Origin of the sequence: Mycobacterium sp. E2462, from assembly GCF_001672685.1 — a bacterium.
GTDB lineage: Bacteria > Actinomycetota > Actinomycetes > Mycobacteriales > Mycobacteriaceae > Mycobacterium.
In genome coordinates this window covers 1-21,476 of record NZ_LZKC01000357.1, presented here as the reverse complement: position 1 = coordinate 21,476, position 21,476 = coordinate 1, and the positions used below count along the sequence as shown (strand labels likewise).

Genomic DNA, 21,476 nt, shown 5'->3' with positions numbered 1-21,476 from the left:
CGGGGCGCAGCAGGGCCGGGTCGAGGATGTCGGGGCGGTTGGTGGCGGCGATCAGGATGACGCCGGCGCGGTCGCCGAAGCCATCCATCTCGACCAGCAACTGGTTCAGCGTCTGCTCGCGTTCGTCGTGCCCGCCGCCGAGGCCGGCGCCGCGCTGGCGCCCCACGGCGTCGATCTCGTCGACGAAGATGATGCAGGGGCTGTTCTGCTTGGCCTGCTCGAACAGGTCGCGCACCCGCGAGGCGCCCACACCCACGAACATCTCGACGAAGTCCGAGCCCGAGATGGTGAAGAACGGCACCCCCGCTTCGCCGGCGACCGCGCGGGCCAGCAACGTCTTGCCGGTGCCCGGCGGGCCGTAGAGCAGCACGCCCTTGGGGATCTTGGCGCCCAGCGCCTGGTAGCGGCTGGGGTTTTGCAGGAAATCCTTGATCTCGTAGAGCTCCTCGACCGCCTCGTCGACGCCGGCGACGTCGGCGAACGTGGTCTTGGGCATGTCCTTGGAGAGCTGTTTGGCCCGCGACTTGCCGAAGCCGAAGCCCATCCGGGCGCCGCCCTGCATGCGGGAGAACATCACGAAGAGCCCGACCAGCAGCAGCAGCGGCAACACGTAGACCAGCAGCTCGCCCAGGATGCTGCCCTGGTTCACCACGGTGCTGACCTTGGCGTTCTTGTCGTTCAGCGCGTTGAAAAGGTCGACGGCGTACCCGCTGGGGTATTTCGTGATGACCTTGTCGGAATTGTCGGTGTCACCGTTGGCCTTCTTCAAGGTCAACCGCAACTGCTGCTCGCGATCGTCGATTTGCGCGCTCTTGACGTTGTCGCCCCGAATCTGGGACATCGCGACGGAGGTGTCGACGGGCTTGTAGCCGCGGGTGTCGTCACTGAAGTAGAAGAACGACCAACCGAGCAGCACCACGACGGCGATCACCGCGATGGTGCGAATAACATTTTTCCGGTTCATCAATCATCGGCCTTTGTGGCCAGGTCCTTCCCCGATATACACGCCGCTGGATAGTCCAATTTACCGCCCGTGGCGAGTGCGAGCTCGGCCGCGCCGGGCGAAGCGGCTCGCCACCGTCCGCACGGGGCCGAGTGCGAGCTCGGCCGCGCCGGGCGAAGCGGCTCGCCACCGTCCGCAATAGACAACGAGCGGTGGTTCCCGTCGGGCGCCGGCGCGACGCCCGGCCTCACCGGCCTCACTCGTAGTAGCGCGCCTCGACGACGTTGCCGTCCGGATCGGTGAAGTAGAAGCCGTGCGGCGCCCACCCGCGGGCCCCGAAGGTCGGGCTCAGGCGGGCGCTGGTGTCCACGCCCTCGGCGCGCAGGCGCCGGTCCAGTTCCTCGTACTCGGCCTTCGACATCGCCAGGCACAGGTGGTTGACCGGATGACCGGCGCTGCCCGTGGTGTGGGTCAAGGCGTCCGTGGCGGCGGCGCTGTGCACCGGCGACAGATCGATGACGGAGTCGGCGGACACCCGCACACTGGGGAAGGGCGCCTGCCCGGCCTCAAATTCGGCGAACCGGACTGGCTCCAACCCGACCACCCGCGTGTAGAAGTCCATGGCCGCCCGCGGATCCCTCGTCCACAGCACGACGTGGTCCAGCCGCGTCACCGCTCGCTCCCGCCTGTCGCCCCAGCCACCGCATCCCACGCTATGCCCGGCGGCGGCGTCGGGCCCTTCTCTGTGGGCACCCGTTGTGCTTTGGTGACAGGGTGCCCACGTCGACCGAACGGTTAGTAGACACCAACGGCGTACGGCTGCGCGTGATCGAAGCGGGGGACCGCGGCGCACCCGTCGTCATCCTGGCCCACGGCTTTCCCGAGCTGGCGTACTCCTGGCGGCACCAAATCCCGGTCCTCGCCGACGCCGGCTACCACGTGCTGGCGCCCGACCAACGCGGCTACGGCGGCTCCTCGCGCCCGGAGGCCGTGGCGGCCTACGACATCCACGAGCTGACCGCCGACTTGGTCGGGTTGCTCGACGACGTCGGCGCGCAGCGGGCCGTGTGGGTGGGCCACGACTGGGGCGCGGCCGTGGTGTGGAACGCCCCGCTGCTGCACCCCGACCGCGTCGCGGCGGTCGCCGCGATGAGCGTGCCCGCGGTGCCGCGGCCCCGCAGCGCGCCCACCGCGGCGTGGCGCAAGACGTTCGGCGAGCACTTCTTCTACATCCTGTACTTCCAGGAGCCCGGCGTCGCCGACGCTGAGCTGAACGCCGATCCGGCGCGCGTGCTGCGCCGCATGATGGGCGGGTTGCAGACCTCCGGGGACAAGAGGGCGGCGCTGCGGATGGTGGCGCCCGGCCCCGAGGGGTTCATCGAGCGCCTGCCCGAACCCGACGGGCTGCCGGACTGGATCAGCCAAGCCGAACTCGACCACTACGTCGCCGAGTTCTCCCGGACGGGTTTCACCGGCGGATTGAACTGGTATCGCAATTTCGACCGCAACTGGGAGACCACGCCGGAACTCGACGGCGCGAAGATTTCGGTGCCGTGCCTGTTCATGGGCGGGACGGCGGACCCGGTGCTGTCCTTCACCCGGCCCGATCGCGCCGCGGAGGTGATCTCCGGCCCGTATCGCCAGGTGCTGGTGGACGGCGCGGGACACTGGCTGCAGCAAGAACGCCCCGACGAGGTGAATGCGACCCTGTTGGAGTTCCTCGACGGACTGGATCTGCGATGAGCGCCCCCCTGAACTTCGGCGTCTTCATCACCCCGTTCCACCCGATCGGCCAATCCCCCACCGTCGCATTGCAATACGACATGGACCGCGTGGTCGCGCTGGACCGTTTGGGCTTCGACGAGGCGTGGTTCGGCGAACACCACTCGGGCGGCTACGAGCTGATCGCCTGCCCGGAGGTGTTCATCGCGGCCGCGGCGGAACGAACCAGGCACATCCGGCTTGGCACCGGGGTGGTGTCGCTGCCCTACCACCACCCGTTGATGGTGGCCGACCGCTGGGTCCTGCTGGACCACCTCACGCGGGGACGGGTCATGTTCGGCGCCGGCCCCGGCGCGCTGCCCTCGGACGCGTACATGATGGGCATCGACCCCGTCGAACAGCGGCGGATGATGCACGAATCCCTGGAGGCCATTCTGGCGCTGTTCCGCGCGGGACCCACCGAGCGGATCGACCGCCACTCGGACTGGTTCACGTTGCGCGACGCGCAGCTGCATATCCGGCCCTACACCTGGCCGTATCCCGAGATTTCCACGGCCGCAATGATTTCGCCGTCGGGCCCGCGGCTGGCCGGCGCGCTCGGCACGTCGTTGCTGTCGCTGTCGATGTCGGTGCCCGGCGGTTACGCGGCGCTGGAGACCACCTGGGACGTGGTGCGGGAGCAGGCCGCCAAAGTCGGCCGCGCCGAACCGGACCGCTCCGACTGGCGCGTGCTGTCCATCATGCACATCGCCGACAGCCGCGCGCAGGCCATCCGCGATTGCACCTACGGGCTGCACGACTTCGCCAACTACTTCGGCGCCGCCGGCTTCGTTCCGCTGTCGAACACGGTGGAGGGCAGCCAAACTCCCGAGGAGTTCGTCGAAGACTATGCGGCCAAAGGCAATTGCTGCATTGGGACGCCTGAGGACGCCATCGCGCACATCGAAGACCTGCAGCGGCGCTCGGGCGGTTTCGGAACGCTGCTCCTGCTCGGCCACGACTGGGCGTCTCCCGAAGCCACCTACCACTGCTATGACTTGTTGGCGCGCAAGGTGATTCCGCACTTCAAGGGCCAGCTTGCGGCGGCCCGTTCCTCTCACGAGTGGGCCAAGGCCAAGCGCGACCAACTGTTGGGCCGCGCCGGCGAGGCCGTAGTCAAGGCCATCACCGAGCACGTCGGCGAACAGCAGGACCGCTGATGCGCGCCGCGGTGTTGCGTGACGGCCGGATGGTGCACCGCGACGACGTCCCCGACCCCATCCCCCAGGCCGGTCAGGTGTTGGTCGCGGTGCGTGCGTGTGGGATCTGCGGCTCGGATCTGCACTTCGCGGCCCACGGCGCGCAGGTGCTGGCCATGAGCGACAAGGTGGGCGGCGCCGGCGGGATGGACGTCGATCTGCGCCGCGACGTCTTCATGGGCCACGAATTCAGCGCCGAGGTGCTCGAGGCGGGGCCCGACACCGAAGCGCCGTCCCCCGGCACGCTCGTCACCTCGTTGCCGATCCTGTTGTCCGGCAACAGATTCGAACCTATCGTCTACAGCAACAGCACCATCGGTGGCTACGCCGAGCGGATGCTGCTGTCGGCGCCGCTGTTGTTGCCGATCCCCAACGGCCTGGACCTCCAGCACGCGGCGTTGACCGAGCCGATGGCCGTCGGACTGCACGCCGTGAACAAGTCCAACATCGCACCTGGCGAGATGGCGCTGGTGCTGGGCTGCGGACCGATCGGCATCGCCATCGTGGCGGCGCTGCGCGCGCGGGGCGTGCAAACCATTGTGGCGGCTGACTTCTCGCCGAGACGACGCGAGCTCGCGTCCGCCATGGGAGCCCACCAAACCTTGGACGCGGCACAGGGCTCCCCCTTCGATTCGGTGAAGCCCGCCGTGGTGTTCGAGGCCGTCGGCGTCCCGGGGGTTATCGACGACGTGCTGCTACGGGCCCGGCCGGGCACCCGACTGGTCGTCGCGGGCGTGTGCATGGAGCCCGACACCGTGCACCCCTTCTTCGCGATCGCCAAGGAGATCAGCGTGCAGTTCGTGCTCGCCTACTCACCCGAGGAGTTCGCCGACTCGCTGCGCGCCCTCGCCGAGGGTGACATCGACGTCGCGCCGCTGATCACCGGCGAGGTCGGGCTCGACGGCGTCGGTGCGGCCTTCGACGACCTCGCCGATCCCGAGCGGCACTGCAAGATCCTCGTGACGCCCTGATCTTCTCGCGAGGTTGTCGGACACCCTCGCTATTCTCGAACCTATGTTCGAATGGGTGCCGGACCAGGTGGCGGTCCGTGAGCTGTCGCCCGCGGCCTTGGTCGCGGTCATCGAATCGTCGCACCGGCAGGAATCGGTCCTGGTGGCGCGGCGCCTGGGCGCGGTGGCGGCGCTGCTGCGCCGCCGGACGGCCGCTGCCGAGCTGCGCGAGGAACGGCTCGCCCACGCGCAGATCGATGCGTTCGACCAGACGGCCGCCGAGGTGGCCGCCGCCATGAACCTCTCCCCCGCGGGGGCCGGCTACCTGGTGTCGCACGCCGAGGCGCTGGATACGCGGCTGCCCGAGGTGGCAGCGCTCCTTGCCGAGGGCAAGACCGATTGGCGCACGGTGCGATTGGTGATCACCCGAACGGACCTGGTCACCGACGCCGAACTGGTCGCCAAGCTGGACCGGTCGTTGGCCGCGCGCATCGGCAGCTGGCACGGCTGGTCGCGGCAGCGGATCGTCAACGCGGTCGACGCGGCGGTCCGGGTGGTCGATCCCGACGGCGCACGCGAACGCCGGGCGGCCGCCGACGAGGGACGCCACATCGCGATCACGGCCGCCGACAATGGCATGGCCGAGATTCACGGATCGGTCGCCGCGGCAGCCGCGGCGGCATTCGACCGGCGGCTCTCCCAACTCGCCACGCAGGTGTGCTCGGCGGACCCCCGGACCTTCGATCAACGCCGGGCCGACGCGCTGTCCGCGCTGACCGAGGGCCGCACGCTCGTGTGCACCTGCGGCCAAACCCGTTGCGCCGCTTTCCCCGTCGATCGCGCTCCCACGGCAGCGGCGGCTCACGTGGTGATCAACGTGGTCGCCACCGACCAGACGGTGTACGGCGGTGGCGCGGCGCCGGGCTATCTGCACGGCCACGGCGTGATCGACGCCGAGCAGGTGCGGCAACTGGCCGCCGCCGCGTCGGTGCTCATCGCCGACCCGACGACGAGCCCGGCCGAGGCGCTGCGCTATCAGCCGTCCGCCGCGCTGGAGCGCGCCGTCCGCAGTCGCGATCTGACCTGCCGCTTCCCCGGCTGCGGCCGGTCGGCCATGGTGTGCGACATCGACCACACCATCCCGTTCAACCACCGGAGTCCGGCGGACGGCGGCTTGACCGTCGCCGGCAACCTCAAATGCCTGTGCCGTCAACATCATCGGCTCAAGACCTTCGGCGGCTGGCGCGATGCACAACTCGCCGACGGCACCGTCGTCTGGACGTCACCGACCGGCAGGACCTATCGGACGGCGCCCGCCGGCGCGGACCTGTTCCCGCAGGTTCCGCCCTGCGCCGCGCCGACGCCCGTGAGGAAGAGCAGGGCGCGGCAGCGCAGCGCGCGCATCGCGCAGGAACGCCGGCACAACCGTACCCAGCGCCCCCTCAACGAGGCACGGCGCCGGTTGGAACAGGCCCGCGCCGACGAGATCGCGGCCCGCAAGCATCGAAACCGCATGCGCGACATGCTTTTTCTCTTCAAAGGCGGACCCAGCACCAGCCCGTTCTGCACCTGGGTGAACGACCCCAAGGAGCCCGAGGAGTTGCCGCCGGACTGGGCGCCCGACGAACCCGACCTTGTGCCCTTGCCCGACGACCCGCCCTTTTGATTCGTTCGACTCCAGTTCAACCGCCCGCGGGTGGTTGAGCGATGACGGTCGGCTTGAAGCCGTACCGCGGCGCGACCAGGTGGGCCGCCGCGCTGCGGCCCACCCCGCCGACCGGTGTCATCGGCACCCCGCCCACCGCATTAGTGACGGGCTCGGCCGCTCCCGGCGTGCCGATCCCGTTCAGCGCCAAGGTGACCGGAGGTGCCGTGGGGGCCGCGCCCGCCCATCCCGCCGGTACTGACAGCCCACCGATCGACGCCGCCTTGCCGACGGCTCCGCCGATCGAGCCGATTGGCCCCAGTCCGGCGCCCGAGACTATGGGTAACGCCGCCTCAGCGGCCTTGGCGGCGGTTTCTGATGCGGACTTCGCGGCGGGCATTGCGCCCTGGGCGATTCCTTGGATGTCTTTGAATGCCGTCGTGAAAAGCCGTGTCGGCGAGATCAATCGGATGAACGCGTCGAAGGGCGTGCTGGCGTCCAAGTTTTGGGACCCGGTCAAACCCTCCAACAGGTCGCCCAGCGGGCCCCCGACGACGATGCCGTCACCCTCGGGATTCAGGCTGATCCCACCGAAGGACAGGGTCGGATTGGCGGACGCGCGAGTGGTCGTCGGCCCGACCAGCGAAGCCAACGTCTGGGGCACGGCATCGAGCGCCTGCGCGCCGCCACTTTCACCGGCACCGGCCGCCTTCGCCACCGCCGCCGCCTGACTCGCAACCCCACCCGGATTCGTCGCTGGCACCGCCGGCGCGAGCGGTGGCAGCCGCGCCGCCACCGCGGATGTGGCCGCATATCCGTACATCGCCGCCGCGTCCTGCGCCCACATGTCGCCGTATTGCGCCTCGGTGGCCGCTATCGCGGCCGTGTTCTGGCCGAGGACATTCGTCGCCAGCAGCTCGGCGAGCAGTGCCCGGTTCGCCGCGATCACCGGCGGCGGCACCGTCTCGGCGAACGCGTCCTCGTAGGCTCTGACCGCGGTCATCACCGCGGCGGCACACTGTTCCGCCTGCCCGGCGGTGTCGCGAAGCCAGACCGCCTGCGGCGTGGCCGCCGCCACCATGGCCGCTGCGGCCGGTCCCCGCCACGGACCGGCCCCCAGAGAGGCGATCGCCGACGCGAAAGCTGATGCCGCGAACTCCAACTCCGCGGACAGCTCATTCCAGGCCGCCGCGGCGCTCAACAACGGCCCCGAGCCGGGTCCGGCATACATCAGCGCGGAGTTGATCTCCGGCGGTAACTGAGCGAAATCGAGCATCGTTCTTGACTCAACCGAGCGCGGCGGCGTTGGCGAGCTCTGTGGCGGCGTACGAGCCGGCGCTTACGCCCAATGTCGTCGCCAGCTGGTCTCGCACCGTCGCCGCTTCAGCGCTCAGCTCGTGAAACAACCGTGCATGCCAAGAGAATTGCGCAGCGGTCAGTATCGACACCACGTCGGCGGCGGCGGGAACCACGCCGGTCGTTGGCACTGAAAGCGTGCAAGACGCTTCCCGCAGAACGGCATTGATGCCGAGCAGCTGATCGGCGACCGCGTCGAGCACCACCGGCTGAGTCGACAGAATAGACATTCACCCTCCCCACATTCCCTGCAAGCAGACCATTTCAGCATCGACCGGTGACCCGGACGACTGGCCACGTTAGGGAGCCGGATCCTCAAATGACAGGACGGGCGACGCCAATTCATGGCGGGGTCACCGACTGTTCACTTAGCTGGACGTTGATGTCGCCAGATATGAGAGCACTATGAAAGATGTTGCAGTCCAATATGTTTAGGTCTTGCATGAACACATATGCGGTCCATAAATTTCACCGCGAGAGGTTTGCCACGTATAGGACCCCGCGGGTGCCGGGCATGGACGGCGGTGCAGCGGGCCTTGCGACCACGCCGCGTCGCCTCATCGCGCATCCCCCGACCGGCTAGGGTGCCAGGCATGCCGGCCGCACCGCACGCCCCACGTCCGTCCCGCACGTCGCTCGCCGCGGTCGCCGTCGGGCTGGCGGTCGCGGTGTCGGGCTGCGACGCGCACCCGGCGCCCAGCCCGGGCGCCAACCCGCAGCAGGTCACCGTCGTCGGCCAAGGCCAAGTTCAGGGCGCGCCGGACACCCTGACCGCCGACGTCGGCATCGAGTTCACGGCGCCCGACGTCACCGCCGCCATGAACCAGACCAACGACCGCCAGCAGGCGGTGATCAACGCGTTGACCGGCGCCGGCATCGACCACAAAGACATCAGCACCACCGACGTCACCCTGCAGCCGCAATACAGCAACCCCGAACCCAACGGCACCGCCGCCATCACCGGTTACCGGGCCACCAACACCATCGCCGTCAAGATCCATCCGCCCGACGCCGCCTCACGGTCGCTGGCCCTCATCGTCGGCACCGGGGGCGACGCCACCCGGATCCGGTCGGTCAGCTACTCGATCGCCGACGACTCGCAGCTGGTGAAGGACGCCCGCGCGCGGGCTTTCAACGACGCCAAGAGCCGCGCCGAACAGTACGCCCAGCTGTCCGGGCTGCGGCTGGGGCGGGTGCTGACGATCTCGGAGGCAACGGGCAACGCACCGACCACGGCGGCGCCGAAGGCGATGCCCACCGCGGTGCCCCTCGAACCCGGCCAGCAGACCGTCAGCTTCTCGGTGACGGCGGCCTGGGAGCTGGATTAGGGCTACTGCTGGTACACCCGGGGGTCCAGCGTGCCGATGTAGGACAGGTCGCGGTAGCGCTCGTCCCAGTCCAGGCCGTAGCCCACTACAAAGTCGTTGGGGATGTCGAAGCCGACGTAGGAGATCTCGACGTTGGCGCCCTTGGCGTCGGGCTTGCGCAGCAGTGTGCACACCCGCAGCGACCGCGGGTGCCGGCTGGACAGGTTGCGCAGCAACCACGACAGCGTCAGGCCCGAGTCGACGACGTCCTCCACGATCAACACGTCGCGGCCCTCGATGTCGCGGTCCAAGTCTTTGAGGATGCGCACGACGCCCGACGACGACGTCGAGCTCCCGTAGGAGCTGACCGCCATGAACTCGAACTGGGTCGGCACCGGAATCGCGCGGGCCAGATCGGTGACAAAGATCACAGCGCCCTTGAGGACCGTGATCAGCAGCAGATCCTGACCGGTCTCGGCCGCGGCGTTGCGATAGGTGTCGCCGATCTCCTTGCCCAGCTCGTGGATTCGGGCCTGGATCTGCTCGGTGGTGAGCAGGACGGATTTGATGTCCCCGGGGTACAGCTCCACGGGTTCGGCGGGGGTGATCGCCGGGGAGATCTGGGCCACGCCCCACAGCGTGCCACGCCGACGCGCCAATAACCAACGGCAGCCCCGGGATTGCGCCTAGCGAATCGGGTTGCGCACCGGCTCGCGCCACATCGTCAGCACGTCGTCGCGTCGCCCCGCGACCAACCGCTCGTCGCGCAACGAGGAGCCCACCGCGACCCCGCCCTGCCCGCGCCAAGCGGTGACGAGGGCGTCGACGGCGCGGATCTGCTTGTCGGTCAGGCCGGTCGCCCCACCCACGAGCAGCCAGGCGCGAATCACCCGCCGCCGCACCGGTCCGGGCAGCGCCGCCAACGCCGGCACCGCCAGCCCCGCGGCCGCCTTCGCGCCGGGCAGCGCCTCGGCGGCCAGCGCGTCGATCAGCTCCGTGTCCTCGCGCAGCGCCGTCGCGGTGCGGGCCAGCGCCTCGGCGACCCCGCCGCCCAGCACGTCCTCCAGCAGCGGCAGCGCCTCGTGGCGCAGGCGCGCCCGGGTGAAGCGCGGGTCGGCGTTGTGCGGGTCCTGCCACGCGGCCAGGCCGAGCTCCCGGCACGCCTCGTGCGTCACGGCGCGCCGCACCCCCAGCAACGGGCGGCACCACGGCGGGTCGTAGGGCCGCATCCCGGCGATCGAGCGCACGCCGGACCCGCGGCCCAGGCCGAGCAACACCGTCTCCGCCTGGTCGTCGAGGGTGTGGCCCAGCAGCACCGGCCCGCCCTGGTAGGCGGCCAGCGCGGCGTAACGCGCGGCCCGCGCGGCCGCCTCGGGGCCACCCTCGGAGCCGACGCGCACCCGAATCACCTGAGCGGCAACGCATCCCAGGGCGACGGCCTGGACGCGGGCGGTCTCGGCGACGGCGGCCGAATCGGCCTGCAGCCCGTGGTCCACGACGAGCGCGGTGGTGGGCCGCAGCGGGGCCGCCACCGCCGTCAGCGCCAGGGAATCGGGGCCGCCGGACAGGGCCACCCCCCAGCCTTCACCCCCACCGTCGATGCCGCCGAGATGCGTCGCGGTGAAGGCCTCGACGGCCGAGCGGAGCCGGCCTACAGCACCCTGTCGATCCACCGCTGAGGCTCTTCGATCTCCGCGGGCAGCGGCAAGGTTTGCGGACCGCTCCACACGGCGTTGAACCGGTCCATGCCGACCCGGCCCACCACGTGGTCGACGAACGCCTTGCCCCGGGTGTACTGGTTCAGCTTGGCGTCGAGCCCGAGCAGCGCCCGCAGCAGCCGCTGCAGCGGGGGTTGCTTGCGGTGCCGCCGCTCGTCGAACCGGCGCCGGATGGTGGCCACCGACGGCACGGCCATCGGGCCCACGGCGTCCATGACGTGGTCGGCGTGCCCCTCCAGCAGGGTGCCCAGCACCAGCAGCTGGTCGAGCGCGCGGCGCTGCGGCTCGGACTGCACGGCCCGCACCAGCCCGAGGATCCCCGACGACCCGCCGTCGGGCGTCTCGTGGCCCCGGGTGCGGACGTATTCCGCGAGCCGGCCGGCCACCTGACCGAGGTCGTCGCCGGCGTCCCGGGTCAACACGCCCAGCGCCTCGGACATGTAGTCCGGCAGCCACGGGTTGGCGGTGAACTGGACGCGGTGGGTGACCTCGTGCAGGCAGACCCACAACCGGAAGTCGGCGGGTTCGATGCGCAGCTGCCGCTCGACGGCGATGACGTTGGGATACACCAGCAGCAGGCAGCCCTGCTTGGCGGCCGCGAACGGGTCGTACTGCCCGAGGATGCCCGACGACACGTAGGCCAGCACGGCACCCGTCTGCGCGCCGGTCACGCGGCCGGTGAGGAAGCCGCGCGGTTTCTCCGCGCCGTTCATCATCAGCCGCATCGATTCGGCCGCCGCCGCTATCCAGGCGGGCCGGTCGACGACGCGGGCGGCCGGCACCGCCCCGCTGGTGACCAGGCCGGTGACGTCGCGCACCAGCGGCTCGGCCTTGGCGGCAGCCCCGCTGAGCTCATCGATCACCTGGCGCCGGGTGTAGTCGCTGGACGGCGGTCCGGGCCGGGCCAGCCGCCGGCCGACGGTGGCGGCGAACCCCCAGTCGACCGCCGCGCCGAGGGTCAGCTCCGACGTTGGGGTCATGCGCAACCACAGAACCACAGCTTGGTGGCCAGCGCATCCATGACGTTGCGGCCGGTCGGTCCGGCGGCGTTGGAGATGAAGGCGAAGGTCAGCACCCGCCCGCTGCGGTCGGTCAGGACACCGGCCAGCGCGTTGATGGCGGTGAGGGAGCCGGTCTTGGCGCGCAGCCAGCCCGCCGGGCCCTGGGTGGTGGACGCGTCGGTGAACCGGTCGGCCAGCGTCCCGCTGCCGGCGGCGATCGGGAGCAGGTCCAACAGCGCCCGCAACGACGGCTGGTCCGGCCCGGCGGCGGCCTGCAGGACGCCGTCGAGCGTCTTGGCGGTCAACCGGTCGTCGACCGAGAGCCCGCTGGAGTCCAGCAGGGCCGCCCCGGTGGTGTCGACGTGGGCGGTGCTCAGCCGGTTGGTCACCGCGTCGGCGGCCCCGGCGAAGCTGCGCGGCCGATTGATCGCCGCCGCCACCTCGCGGGCGATGCATTCGGCCATCACGTTGTCGGAATGGTCCATCATCTGGGACAGCCGGGTGACCAGGGGCGCCGACTGCACGACGGCCAGCTGGCGGGCGCCCGACGGCGCGGTCGCGACGGTGACCGCGGCGGGGTCAAGCCCGAGGGCCTTGGCGAGCTCGCGGCCGGCGTCGAGCGCCGGCGTCCGCGACCGCCGCGAGTTGACCGTGGTCGGCTGGATGCGCCCGGCGTCGATCATCGCCGACTCGATGGGGGCGATGTCGCCGTTGTCGACGTCGGCGGCGTCCCAGCCCTGCGCCATGGTCGGCCCGCTGAACGCCGACGTGTCGACCTGCACCGCGGTGGGCGTCACGCCGCTGCGGCGGATCTGTTCGACCAGGTCGCTGATCCGCCCGGCCCCGCGGTACCAGGTGTCCACGCCCGGCGGCGCCGCCGACAGCGTCGGGTCCCCCGCGCCGACCAGCACGACCGGCCCCTGCGCGTTCGAGGAGCCGGCGACCACCCGGGTGCTGATGCGGGTCTGGCGGTCCAGCGTCAGCAGGGCCGCGGCGGCCGTCAGGACCTTGTTCGTCGACGCCGGCACCAGCGGCATGTCGTCCGCGACCTGCCAGAGCTCCTTGCCGGTGATGGCGTCGGTGATCCGCCCGCCCAGCCGGCCCAGGTTCGGGTCGGCGGCCACGGCGGACAGGGCGGTGGCCACCCCGGCGGCGCTGGGCGTCTCGGCGGTGTCGGAGACGGGAACCACGCCCGGCTTCACCGGCTGCGCGCGCGGCGGCGGGATGGGCGCGTGCGCGGCGCTGCCCCCATGCCCAGCCGAGGTGAAGAACGTCGCCGCCGCCACCACGGCGGCGACGAACGCCAGCACGGCCAACCCGACGAACACATGGGTGGATTTTTGCCAGCGAGTGGGACCCATCGCTCTCCTGACTGTCTGATCCCATTCTGCCGAATCGGCCGCACCGGGCTCGACTAGGGTGTAGCAGAACAGAACTGGTGAGCCTATCCAGCAAAGGAGCCGACGCGGTGGAATTCGACGTGACCATCGAGATCCCGAAGGGCCAGCGCAACAAGTACGAGGTCGATCACGAGACCGGCCGGGTGCGTCTGGATCGCTACCTCTACACCTCGATGGCCTACCCGACCGACTACGGCTTCATCGAAGACACCCTCGGCGAGGACGGCGACCCGCTGGACGCGCTGGTGCTGCTGCCGCAGTCGGTGTTCCCCGGCGTCATCGTGGAGGCCCGGCCGGTCGGGATGTTCCGGATGACCGACGAGGCCGGCGGCGACGACAAGGTGCTGTGCGTGCCCGCCGGCGACCACCGGTGGGACCACATCCAGGACATCGGCGACGTCGCCGAGTCGGAGTTGGACGCGATCAAGCACTTCTTCGTGCACTACAAGGACCTCGAGCCGGGCAAGTTCGTCAAGGCCGCCGACTGGGTGGGCCGCGAAGACGCCGAAGCCGAGGTGCAGCGGTCGGTGGAGCGATTCAAGGCCGAGGGGCACTGACCCGTTCGGCGCGCCGGTTGCGCAGCACGCTCCAGGCCAACGCCGCGCTGATGAAGACGACACCGACCGAGGCGGTGATCGGCTCGGGCACCTCGTAGCGCGGGTCGATGGAGAACAGCATGATCACGGCCAGCGCCCCGATCGCCCAGTGCGCGCCGTGCTCGAGGTACACGTACCGGTCCAGGGCCTCCTGCCGGACGAGGTAGATGGTGATGGACCGCACGAACAGCGAGCCGACCACGCCGAGGCCCAGGGCGATGACGATGGGGTCCGACGTGATCGCGAACGCCCCGGTGACGCCGTCGAACGAGAACGCCGCGTCGAGTACCTCGAGGTAGACGAACAGCATCAGGCCGGCCCTGCCGACCGCGGTGCCCGACGTTGCGGTCTCGAGGTCCGACGAGCGGAACACCCGGCTCAGGCCGTTGACCGTCAGGTAGGTCACCAACCCCAGCAGGCCGGCGGTGAGCACCGTGGCGCGCTCGTCCGCGGAATGCGTGAGTTGCGTGCCGGCCCCGACCAGCGCGACGCCGGCGACCACCACCGACACCTGACCCAGCCGGCCGACGCGGGCGAACGGCACCTCGATCCACTTGAGCCATTTGATGTCCCGGTCGTAGAAGACGAACTCGAGGAACAGCATCAACAGGAAGATCCCGCCGAACGCGGCGATCTGCGGGTGGGCGGCCACCACCAGCTTCTCGTAGCTGGGTGAGCCGTCGGGGAAGGTCAGCGCGCCGTTCGCCGGCGGGTGCAGCGCCAACTCCATGGCGCGCAGCGGCGCGATGCTCGCGGACGCCCAGACGATCAGCAGCGGGAACACCAGCCGCATCCCGAACACCGCGATGAGGATGCCGACGGTGAGGAACATCCGGCGCCAGAACGGGCTCATCCGCTTGAGCACCCCGGCGTTGACGATCGCATTGTCGAACGACAACGACACCTCGAGGGTGGCCAGGACCAGCAACAGGAACAGGTCCTTCACGCCGCCGTAGGCGTAGCCGGCCGCCAGCGCGATCGCCGTGCACAGCAACGAGATCCCGAACGTGCGCAACACGGTCATGCGGCCCTTTCGACAGCCGCCCACGATAGCGAAGCCGGTCATCGCCGCGGGTCGGCGGCCACGCACACTTACTATCTTCAAATTGTGGCGATACGTCGGGGCCGTCGGCCGAAAGCGCGGCCCCGATGACCGAAGTCGGCGCCTCCCGCGGGCCCGTCGCGCGGGGCAGCGTGGCCCGGGTGGGCACCGCCACCGCCGTCACGGCGCTGTGCGGTTACGCGGTGATCTACCTGGCCGCCCGCGACCTGGCGCCCGCCGGCTTCTCGGTGTTCGGGGTCTTCTGGGGGGCGTTCGGGCTGGTCACGGGCGCCGCCAACGGCCTGTTGCAGGAGACCACGCGGGAGATCCGCTCGACCCGGCACCTCAGCGAGGTCGCCGCCCTCGCGGTGCCCGACCGGCCGCGGACCCACCCGCTGCGGGTCGCCGGCCTGGTGGGCCTGGCCGCCGCGGTGGTGATCGCCGGCAGCTCGCCGTTGTGGGGCGGGCGGGTGTTCGTCGAGCACCGCTGGCTGTCGGTCGTCCTGCTCAGCGTCGGGCTGGCCGGATTCTGCGTGCACGCGACCCTGCTGGGCATGCTGGCCGGCACCGACCAGTGGACCCGCTATGGCGCGCTGATGGTCACCGACGCGGTCATCCGGGTCGCGGTCGCCGCGACCACCGTGGTGCTGGGCTGGCGACTGGTGGGCTTTTTGTGGGCGACGGTAGCCGGGGCGGTCGCCTGGTTGCTGCTGCTGGCGGCCTCGCCCGCGGCCCGCGCCACCGCCCGGCTGCCGGCGCCGGGCAGCACCGCGACCTTCCTGCGCGGCGCCGCGCACTCGATCACGGCGGCCGGCGCCAGCGCGATCCTGGTGATGGGCTTCCCGGTGTTGCTGAAGCTGACCAGCGCCGAGCTGGGCCCGCAGGGCGGCGTGATCATCCTGGCGGTGACACTGACCCGGGCGCCCCTGCTGGTCCCGCTGACGGCCATGCAGGGCAACCTCATCGCGCACTTCGTCGACGAGCGCAGCCACCGGGTTCGGGCCCTGCTCGCACCGGCGGCCATCGTCGGCGGCATCGGCGGGCTCGGGGTGCTGGCGGCCGGCGTGCTGGGCCCGTGGTTGCTGCGGGTCGGTTTCGGGCAGCAGTACCAGGCGAGCAGCGCGCTGCTGGCCTGGCTGACGGCGGCGGCGGTGGCGATCGCGATGCTCACGCTGACCGGGGCCGCCGCGGTGGCCGCCGCGCTGCATCGCGCCTACGCGCTGGGGTGGGTCGGGGCCACGGTGGCGTCGGGGCTGCTGCTGTTGTTACCGCTGCCCCTGGAGAGCCGGACGGTCATCGGACTGCTGTGCGGCCCGGTCGTGGGAATCGGCGTCCATCTGGCGGCCCTGTCGCGCGCCGCGCGCCCAACCGCCGGTTGACCCCGTGGTCAGCGGGTATCTTGTGGGCTCAAATGGGCACTGATTCGGGCTACCCAGGCGTGTGGATCGTCGTACCCGCTTTCAACGAAGCCGCCGTCATCGGCGAGGTCGTCGCCGAGGTGCGGTCGGTGTTCGACAACGTCGTCTGCGTGGACGACGGCAGCGCCGACGACACCGGCGACATCGCGCTGCGGGCCGGCGCGCACCTGGTCCGGCACCCCATCAACCTGGGGCAGGGGGCGGCGATCCAGACCGGCGTCGAGTACGCCCGCGCGCAGCCCGGCGCGCAGGTGTTCGCCACGTTCGACGCCGACGGCCAGCACCGCGTCAAGGACGTCACCACCATGATCGACCGGCTGCGCCGCGGCGACGTCGACGTCGTCATCGGCACCCGGTTCGGGGCGCAGCCCAGCGCCCGCCCGCCGCTGGTCAAGCGCATCGTGCTGCAGACCGCCGCGCGGCTGAGCCGGCGCGGTCGCCGACTGGGCCTCACCGACACCAACAACGGCCTGCGGGTGTTCAACAAGAAGGTCGCCGACGGGCTGGACATCACGATGAGCGGGATGAGCCACGCCAACGAATTCATCATGCTGATCGACGAGAACGGTTGGCGCGTCGCGGAAGAGCCGGTCGAGGTGTTGTATACGGAGTACTCGAGGTCGAAGGGTCAGCCGCTACTCAACGGCGTCAACATCATCTTCGACGGGTTCCTGCGAGGGAGGACTTCACGATGAACTGGATCCAGGTGCTGCTAATCGGCGCGATCGTGGCGCTGCTGGTGTACCTGTTGCGGTCGCGCCGCAACGCGCGGTCGCGGGCCTGGGTCAAGGTCGGCTACGTCGTCTTCGTGCTCGGCGGCATCTACGCCGTGCTGCGCCCCGACGACACCACGGTGGTGGCGCACTGGTTCGGGGTGCGCCGCGGCACCGACCTGATGCTCTACGCGCTGATCATGGCGTTCTGCTTCACCACGCTGAGCACCTACATGCGGTTTAAGGATTTGGAGCTGCGCTACGCGCGGCTGGCCCGGGCCCTGGCGCTCGAGGGCGCACAGGCGCCCGAGCAGCGCCAGCATTAGGCCCCGCCGCTCGAGGGCGCACAGGCGCCCGAGCAGCCTTCGAACTAGCCGGCCCGCCGGAAGTACTCCACGGTGCGCCGCACGCCCTCGTCCAGCGCCACCTGCGGTCGCCAGCCCAATACCTCTGCGGCCAAACCGATGTCGAGGCAGGACCGCTTGAGGTCGCCCAGGCGCGGCGGCGCGAACTCGGGGTCGTCGGGCCCGCCGACGGCGGCGGCCACCGCGGAATGCAGTTGGCGGTCCGACGTTTCGATCCCGGTCCCGACGTTGAAGCGCTGCCCGGCACCGGCGTGCCCGGCGGCCTTGACGAACGCGTCGACGACGTCGTCGACGTAGACGTAGTCGCGGGTGTTGGATCCGTCGCCGAACACCTTGGTGGGTTTGCCCGACAGCAGCGCCTGGGCGAAGATCGCGACCACGCCGGCCTCGCCGTGCGGGTCCTGGCGCGGGCCGTAGACGTTGGCCGGCGCGATGTGCGAGCAGTCCAGGCCGTAGAGGCGCCGGAAGGTGTTCAGGTAGATCTCGCCGGCCACCTTGCCCGCCGCGTACGGCGACGCCGGGTCCGTCGGCACGGTCTCCGGGGTGGGATAGCGCGGCGGGGTGCCGTAGATGGACCCGCCCGACGAGGTGTGCACCACCTTGCGGACCTGCGCGCGCCGGGCCGCCTCCGCCAGGCGCACGGTGCCGATCACGTTGACCGACGCGTCGAACTGCGGGTCGGCCACCGAATGCCGCACGTCGATCTGGGCCGCCAGGTGGAACACCACCTCGGGGCGGTGCTCGTCGAGGATGGCGTCCAGGTCGTCGGTCACGATGTCGGCCTCGACGAACACGTGCGCGGGGTTGTCGGCGAGGTGCTCCAGATTGCGCGCGCGCCCGCTGGCGAAGTTGTCCAGCCCCACCACCGAGTGGCCATCGGCCAGCAGGCGGTCGACTAGCGTCGAGCCGATGAATCCGGCTGCCCCAGTTACCAGTGCGCGCACCGGCCCACCATACATAGCGGCGGTGGCCGCGGTGTTGATCGTGGTGCAGCTGGGCGTGCGGGCGGCGCTGGCGTTCCGCGGTTACTTCTACTGGGACGACCTGATCCTGATCGGCAAGGCCGGCACCCACAACCTGCTGTCGCCGTCCTACCTGTTCGACGACCACGACGGCCACGTCATGCCGGGGGCGTTCCTGGTGGCGGGGGCCATCATCCGGGCGGCGCCGCTGGACTGGACCTGGCCGGCGGTGACCCTGGTAGTGCTGCAACTGCTGGCGTCGCTGGCGCTGTTACGCGCACTGCACGTCATCCTCGGCTGGCGCCCCGTACTGCTGGTCCCGTTGACGTTCGCGCTGTTCAGCCCGCTGGCCGTGCCCGGGTTCGCGTGGTGGGCGGCCGCGCTGAACTCGCTGCCGATGCTGGCCGCCCTGTCCTGGGTGTGCGCGGACGCGGTGCTGCTGGCCCGCACCGGCGACCGGCGGTACGCGCTGACCGGCGCGCTCGCCTACCTGGGCGGGTTGCTGTTCTTCGAAAAGGCCGCCGTCGTGCCCTTCGTCGCGTTCGCGGTGACCGCGCTGCTGGAGTACGTGAGCGGCGACCGGGACCTGGGGGCGGCGCTTCGGGAGACGTGGCGCGCCGGTCGGCGGCTGTGGGTCGCGTCGCTGGCGCTCACCGCCGCCTGGATCGCGCTGTACCTGGGCGTGGTCAACCAGCGGCGGTGGAGTTCGGACCTGGTGATGACGGGCGAGTTGTTGGCGCGCTCGTTCACGCACGGCATCGTGCCGGGGCTGGCCGGCGGGCCGTGGCACTGGGACCGCTGGGCGCCGGCCTCGCCGTGGGCGACCCCGCCGCCGGCGGTGATGGCGCTGGGCTGGCTGGTGCTGGCCGCCGTCGTGGCGGTGTCCGTGGCGCGCAAGCAGCGCATCGGGCCGGTGTGGCTGACCGCCGTCGGCTACGCCGTCGCCTGCCAGGTGCCGATCTATCTGATGCGTTCCTCCAAGCAGACGGCGCTGGAGCTGGCGCAGACGCTGCGCTACTTGCCGGACCTGGTGGTGGTGCTGACGCTGCTGGCCGCCGTCGCGCTGAGCGCTCCCAACCGCCCGGCCGGCCGGCGCTGGCTGGACGCCTCGGCGCGGCGCACCGCGGTGACCGCGGGGCTGGCGGTGCTGTTCGTGGCCAGCAGCCTGTACTCGACGTCGACCTTCCTGGCCAGCTGGCGCGACGACCCCGCGCGGCCCTACCTGCATAACGCCCTGTCGGCGTTGGCCGCCGCGAAGGCGGCCTCCGACGTGCCGCTGCTCGACCAGGAGGTCGACCCGCTGGTGCTGCAGCGGGTCGCGGCCCCGGAGAACCTGGCCAGCCACCTGTTCGCGTTGGTGCGCGACCGTCCCGAATTCGCGCCCGCGACAACGCAGTTGCGCATGTTCGACCCGTCGGGACGGTTGGTGGCGGCGCGCGTCACCTGGGTGCGCACCATCGTCGCGGGGCCGATGCCCCGTTGCGGCTACTTCGCCCAGCCCGACCACCCGGCGCGCCTGGCCCTCGACGGGCCGCTGCTGCCCGCCGACTGGACCGTCGAGCTCAACTATCTGGCCAACAGCGACGGGTCGATGCTGCTGTCTTTGACGCAGGGACCCGCCGTCAAGGTGCCGGTGCACCCCGGGCTCAACCGGGTGTTCGCCCGCCTGCCGGGCGCCGGGGACGCGATCACGGTGCGCGCCAACACCACCGCGTTGGCGCTGTGCCTCGCGTCGGGCCCGGTGGGCTTCATCGCGCCCGCCTAGCCGGCGGCGCCGCCCTCCTGCTCGGGTTGCTCGTCGTCGCCCTCGGTCGCTTGCGGGGGCTGTTCGTCGCCTTCTGGCGGCGGCTGTTCGGCGGTGGTCACGCAGTTCTCCGTCCGGGCAAGGTGTTTGAGGGTGCAGTACCCGGATCCGCGCCGCGGGAAACGGCGTGATCAGGACAAACGTGGAGCCGCCTGGGGGAATCGAACCCCCGACCTATTCATTACGAGTGAATCGCTCTACCGACTGAGCTAAGGCGGCACACCCGGATGCCGGGCGGCCCGAGTCTACGGCAGAGGCGGCGGCCCTCCCAAGTCCGGGAATCACTCGCCGAGCTGTTGGCCGATCGTGGCGACCATCGCGTCGACGGCGAACTTCGGTTTGACGTTGGTCGCCAGCGCCTCGCGGCACTCCAGCACCGCCTCGATACAGCGCAGCAGCCCCGCGGGCGACGCGTGCGCCGCCAGGGCCGCCACCCGCTCGGCCATGTCGGGGTGGTTGGCGCGCACCGCGCCGGCCCCGGCGGGCAGGGCCGCGGCCACCAACGCGTCGCGGAAGTAGGTCGCCAGGTCGATCAACGCCCGGTCCAGCGCGTCGCGGGACGCCCGGGTCTGGCGCGACTTCTGGCGCCGCTCAAGGTCTTTCATGGCCCCGGCGGCGCCGCGCAACGCGCCCGCGGTGCCCTTTCCGGTGCCGCCCGCGCCGAGCGCGGTGCGCAACTCCTCGGTTTCAGCCTCGGCGCGGTCGGCGGTCAGCACGACCGCCTCGGCCTCGGCCGCGGCCACCAGCTCCTCGGCGGCGGCGTAGGCGCGTGCCGGTGTGGCGGCGTCGCGCACCAGCGTCAGCGCCCGCTCCCGGCGCTGGCGCGCCTCGGGGTCGGTGGCCAGCCGCCGCGCCCGGCCGACGTGTCCCCCGCTGACCGACGCCGCCCAGTTCGCGGTCGCGGCGTCCATGCCGTCGCTGTCCACGAGCACACCCGCGATCGCCTCGGCCGACGGCGTCACCAGCGCGACGTGGCGGCATCGGGACCGCAGCGTGATGGCGATGTCCTCGGGGTCCACCGACGGCGCGCACAGCAGGAACACCGTCGACGGCGGCGGCTCCTCGACGACCTTGAGCAGGGCGTTGGCGGCGCCCTCGGTCAGCCGGTCGGCGTCCTCGATCAGCACGATCTGCCAGTGCCCGCTCGACGGGCGCCGCGACGCGATCTGCACGATGGCCCGCATCTCGCTCACCCCGATGGACAGCCCCTCGGGGATCACGCGGCGCACGTCGGCGTGGGTGCCCGCCATGGTGGTCGTGCACGCGCGGCAGCGGCCGCAGCCGGGTTCCCCGTCG

At 71.0% G+C, this 21,476-nt stretch carries 20 protein-coding genes, 1 tRNA gene and 1 pseudogene; 10 read left to right on the top strand and 12 right to left on the bottom strand.

What is annotated here, in order from left to right:
• On the bottom strand, nucleotides 1-964 hold a 964-nt coding region (locus A5714_RS18835), incomplete at its 3' end, for an ATP-dependent metallopeptidase FtsH/Yme1/Tma family protein (protein ID WP_156747387.1).
• 235 nt (nucleotides 965-1,199) lie between these two features.
• A complete protein-coding gene (locus A5714_RS18830) occupies nucleotides 1,200-1,565 on the bottom strand; it encodes a VOC family protein (RefSeq protein ID WP_068287713.1) in 366 nt (121 codons plus the stop codon).
• Nucleotides 1,566-1,717: 152 nt separating this feature from the next.
• Here A5714_RS18830 and A5714_RS18825 point away from each other — a divergent pair, with 152 nt between their 5' ends.
• Genes A5714_RS18825 through A5714_RS18810 form a run of 4 tightly spaced genes read left to right on the top strand, consistent with a single transcriptional unit; the run spans nucleotide 1,718 to nucleotide 6,519 of the window.
• The gene (locus A5714_RS18825; protein WP_156671261.1) at nucleotides 1,718-2,686 is read left to right on the top strand and encodes an alpha/beta fold hydrolase; all 969 of its coding nucleotides are present in this window, start codon (nucleotides 1,718-1,720) and stop codon (nucleotides 2,684-2,686) included.
• Entirely contained in the window at nucleotides 2,683-3,864 is a 1,182-nt protein-coding gene (locus A5714_RS18820; protein ID WP_068287700.1) for an LLM class flavin-dependent oxidoreductase, read from the top strand. Before A5714_RS18825 ends, A5714_RS18820 begins: the two co-directional genes overlap by 4 nt.
• A complete protein-coding gene (locus A5714_RS18815) occupies nucleotides 3,864-4,874 on the top strand; it encodes a zinc-binding dehydrogenase (protein WP_068287698.1) in 1,011 nt (336 codons plus the stop codon). The genes A5714_RS18820 and A5714_RS18815 overlap by 1 nt, the downstream gene beginning before the upstream one ends.
• Before the next feature lie 43 nt (nucleotides 4,875-4,917).
• Nucleotides 4,918-6,519, top strand: coding sequence for an HNH endonuclease signature motif containing protein (locus A5714_RS18810; RefSeq protein ID WP_068287694.1), 1,602 nt, complete (start codon nucleotides 4,918-4,920; stop codon nucleotides 6,517-6,519).
• 16 nt (nucleotides 6,520-6,535) lie between these two features.
• Here the strand turns inward: A5714_RS18810 and A5714_RS18805 are convergent, their stop codons facing one another.
• Nucleotides 6,536-7,774, bottom strand: coding sequence for a PPE family protein (locus A5714_RS18805; protein ID WP_068287690.1), 1,239 nt, complete (start codon nucleotides 7,772-7,774; stop codon nucleotides 6,536-6,538).
• Between the two features lie 10 nt (nucleotides 7,775-7,784).
• The gene (locus tag A5714_RS18800) at nucleotides 7,785-8,084 is read right to left on the bottom strand and encodes a PE family protein (RefSeq protein ID WP_068287681.1); all 300 of its coding nucleotides are present in this window, start codon (nucleotides 8,082-8,084) and stop codon (nucleotides 7,785-7,787) included.
• 363 nt (nucleotides 8,085-8,447) lie between these two features.
• Here A5714_RS18800 and A5714_RS18795 point away from each other — a divergent pair, with 363 nt between their 5' ends.
• Nucleotides 8,448-9,182 (top strand): SIMPL domain-containing protein, encoded by a 735-nt coding sequence (locus A5714_RS18795; RefSeq protein ID WP_068287678.1) that lies wholly within the window; start codon nucleotides 8,448-8,450, stop codon nucleotides 9,180-9,182.
• A 2-nt stretch (nucleotides 9,183-9,184) separates the two neighbouring features.
• Here the strand turns inward: A5714_RS18795 and hpt are convergent.
• From hpt to dacB, 4 genes and pseudogenes are all read right to left on the bottom strand, one after another.
• Nucleotides 9,185-9,833 (bottom strand): annotated as a pseudogene (hpt, locus tag A5714_RS18790) (hypoxanthine phosphoribosyltransferase).
• A gap of 14 nt (nucleotides 9,834-9,847) precedes the next feature.
• Nucleotides 9,848-10,834 (bottom strand): tRNA lysidine(34) synthetase TilS, encoded by a 987-nt coding sequence (gene tilS / locus A5714_RS18785; RefSeq protein ID WP_068287675.1) that lies wholly within the window; start codon nucleotides 10,832-10,834, stop codon nucleotides 9,848-9,850.
• Nucleotides 10,813-11,859 (bottom strand): zinc-dependent metalloprotease, encoded by a 1,047-nt coding sequence (locus A5714_RS18780; RefSeq protein ID WP_068070581.1) that lies wholly within the window; start codon nucleotides 11,857-11,859, stop codon nucleotides 10,813-10,815. Before A5714_RS18780 ends, tilS begins: the two co-directional genes overlap by 22 nt.
• Complete coding sequence (gene dacB / locus A5714_RS18775) at nucleotides 11,856-13,241, bottom strand: D-alanyl-D-alanine carboxypeptidase/D-alanyl-D-alanine-endopeptidase (protein WP_068070492.1); 1,386 nt, start codon at nucleotides 13,239-13,241, stop codon at nucleotides 11,856-11,858. The genes A5714_RS18780 and dacB overlap by 4 nt, the downstream gene beginning before the upstream one ends.
• Nucleotides 13,242-13,348: 107 nt before the next feature.
• Between dacB and A5714_RS18770 the strand changes: the two genes are divergently transcribed.
• A complete protein-coding gene (locus tag A5714_RS18770; protein ID WP_068070490.1) occupies nucleotides 13,349-13,837 on the top strand; it encodes an inorganic diphosphatase in 489 nt (162 codons plus the stop codon).
• Here A5714_RS18770 and A5714_RS18765 read toward each other — a convergent pair.
• Entirely contained in the window at nucleotides 13,818-14,900 is a 1,083-nt protein-coding gene (locus tag A5714_RS18765) for a DUF475 domain-containing protein (RefSeq protein ID WP_068287708.1), read from the bottom strand. The two genes, A5714_RS18770 and A5714_RS18765, sit on opposite strands and share 20 nt — an antisense overlap.
• Before the next feature lie 125 nt (nucleotides 14,901-15,025).
• On the opposite strand from A5714_RS18765, the gene A5714_RS18760 reads away from it, so the two are divergent.
• The 3 genes from A5714_RS18760 to A5714_RS18750 are packed head-to-tail and all read left to right on the top strand — an operon-like array spanning nucleotide 15,026 to nucleotide 17,375.
• Nucleotides 15,026-16,297 carry a hypothetical protein gene (locus tag A5714_RS18760; protein ID WP_068070487.1) on the top strand — a complete coding sequence of 424 codons (1,272 nt, stop codon included), beginning with the start codon at nucleotides 15,026-15,028 and terminating at the stop codon, nucleotides 16,295-16,297.
• A 32-nt stretch (nucleotides 16,298-16,329) separates the two neighbouring features.
• Nucleotides 16,330-17,031: a glycosyltransferase family 2 protein gene (locus A5714_RS18755; protein ID WP_068287672.1), complete on the top strand. Its 702-nt coding sequence runs from the start codon at nucleotides 16,330-16,332 to the stop codon at nucleotides 17,029-17,031.
• Nucleotides 17,028-17,375, top strand: a complete 348-nt coding sequence (locus A5714_RS18750; RefSeq protein WP_068070483.1) for a DUF2304 domain-containing protein — start codon at nucleotides 17,028-17,030, stop codon at nucleotides 17,373-17,375. The genes A5714_RS18755 and A5714_RS18750 overlap by 4 nt, the downstream gene beginning before the upstream one ends.
• A gap of 44 nt (nucleotides 17,376-17,419) precedes the next feature.
• Here A5714_RS18750 and A5714_RS18745 read toward each other — a convergent pair whose 3' ends face one another.
• On the bottom strand, nucleotides 17,420-18,358 hold the full coding sequence (locus tag A5714_RS18745; RefSeq protein WP_197513795.1) for an NAD-dependent epimerase/dehydratase family protein: 939 nt from the start codon (nucleotides 18,356-18,358) through the stop codon (nucleotides 17,420-17,422).
• Here A5714_RS18745 and A5714_RS18740 point away from each other — a divergent pair.
• Nucleotides 18,324-20,141, top strand: coding sequence for a hypothetical protein (locus A5714_RS18740; RefSeq protein WP_156747385.1), 1,818 nt, complete (start codon nucleotides 18,324-18,326; stop codon nucleotides 20,139-20,141). The two genes, A5714_RS18745 and A5714_RS18740, sit on opposite strands and share 35 nt — an antisense overlap.
• 182 nt (nucleotides 20,142-20,323) lie before the next feature.
• On the opposite strand, the gene A5714_RS18735 is transcribed toward A5714_RS18740, so the two are convergent.
• Both A5714_RS18735 and A5714_RS18730 read right to left on the bottom strand, forming a co-directional pair.
• A tRNA-Thr gene (locus A5714_RS18735) sits at nucleotides 20,324-20,399 on the bottom strand.
• 62 nt (nucleotides 20,400-20,461) lie between these two features.
• A partial coding sequence (locus A5714_RS18730; protein WP_068287663.1) for a DNA polymerase III subunit delta' occupies nucleotides 20,462-21,476 on the bottom strand: 1,015 nt, incomplete at its 5' end.

Excerpts from the sequence above, each read along its gene's own strand:
- A5714_RS18830 (WP_068287713.1), bottom strand. The coding sequence starts at position 1,565 with ATGGACTTCTACACGCGGGTGGTCGGGTTGGAGCCAGTCCGGTTCGCC.
- A5714_RS18820 (WP_068287700.1), top strand. The coding sequence starts at position 2,683 with ATGAGCGCCCCCCTGAACTTCGGCGTCTTCATCACCCCGTTCCACCCG.
- A5714_RS18815 (WP_068287698.1), top strand. The coding sequence starts at position 3,864 with ATGCGCGCCGCGGTGTTGCGTGACGGCCGGATGGTGCACCGCGACGAC.
- A5714_RS18810 (WP_068287694.1), top strand. The coding sequence starts at position 4,918 with ATGTTCGAATGGGTGCCGGACCAGGTGGCGGTCCGTGAGCTGTCGCCC.
- A5714_RS18805 (WP_068287690.1), bottom strand. The coding sequence starts at position 7,774 with ATGCTCGATTTCGCTCAGTTACCGCCGGAGATCAACTCCGCGCTGATG.
- A5714_RS18800 (WP_068287681.1), bottom strand. The coding sequence starts at position 8,084 with ATGTCTATTCTGTCGACTCAGCCGGTGGTGCTCGACGCGGTCGCCGAT.
- A5714_RS18795 (WP_068287678.1), top strand. The coding sequence starts at position 8,448 with ATGCCGGCCGCACCGCACGCCCCACGTCCGTCCCGCACGTCGCTCGCC.
- A5714_RS18780 (WP_068070581.1), bottom strand. The coding sequence starts at position 11,859 with ATGACCCCAACGTCGGAGCTGACCCTCGGCGCGGCGGTCGACTGGGGG.
- dacB (WP_068070492.1), bottom strand. The coding sequence starts at position 13,241 with ATGGGTCCCACTCGCTGGCAAAAATCCACCCATGTGTTCGTCGGGTTG.
- A5714_RS18765 (WP_068287708.1), bottom strand. The coding sequence starts at position 14,900 with ATGACCGTGTTGCGCACGTTCGGGATCTCGTTGCTGTGCACGGCGATC.
- A5714_RS18760 (WP_068070487.1), top strand. The coding sequence starts at position 15,026 with ATGACCGAAGTCGGCGCCTCCCGCGGGCCCGTCGCGCGGGGCAGCGTG.
- A5714_RS18755 (WP_068287672.1), top strand. The coding sequence starts at position 16,330 with ATGGGCACTGATTCGGGCTACCCAGGCGTGTGGATCGTCGTACCCGCT.
- A5714_RS18750 (WP_068070483.1), top strand. The coding sequence starts at position 17,028 with ATGAACTGGATCCAGGTGCTGCTAATCGGCGCGATCGTGGCGCTGCTG.
- A5714_RS18740 (WP_156747385.1), top strand. The coding sequence starts at position 18,324 with ATGAATCCGGCTGCCCCAGTTACCAGTGCGCGCACCGGCCCACCATAC.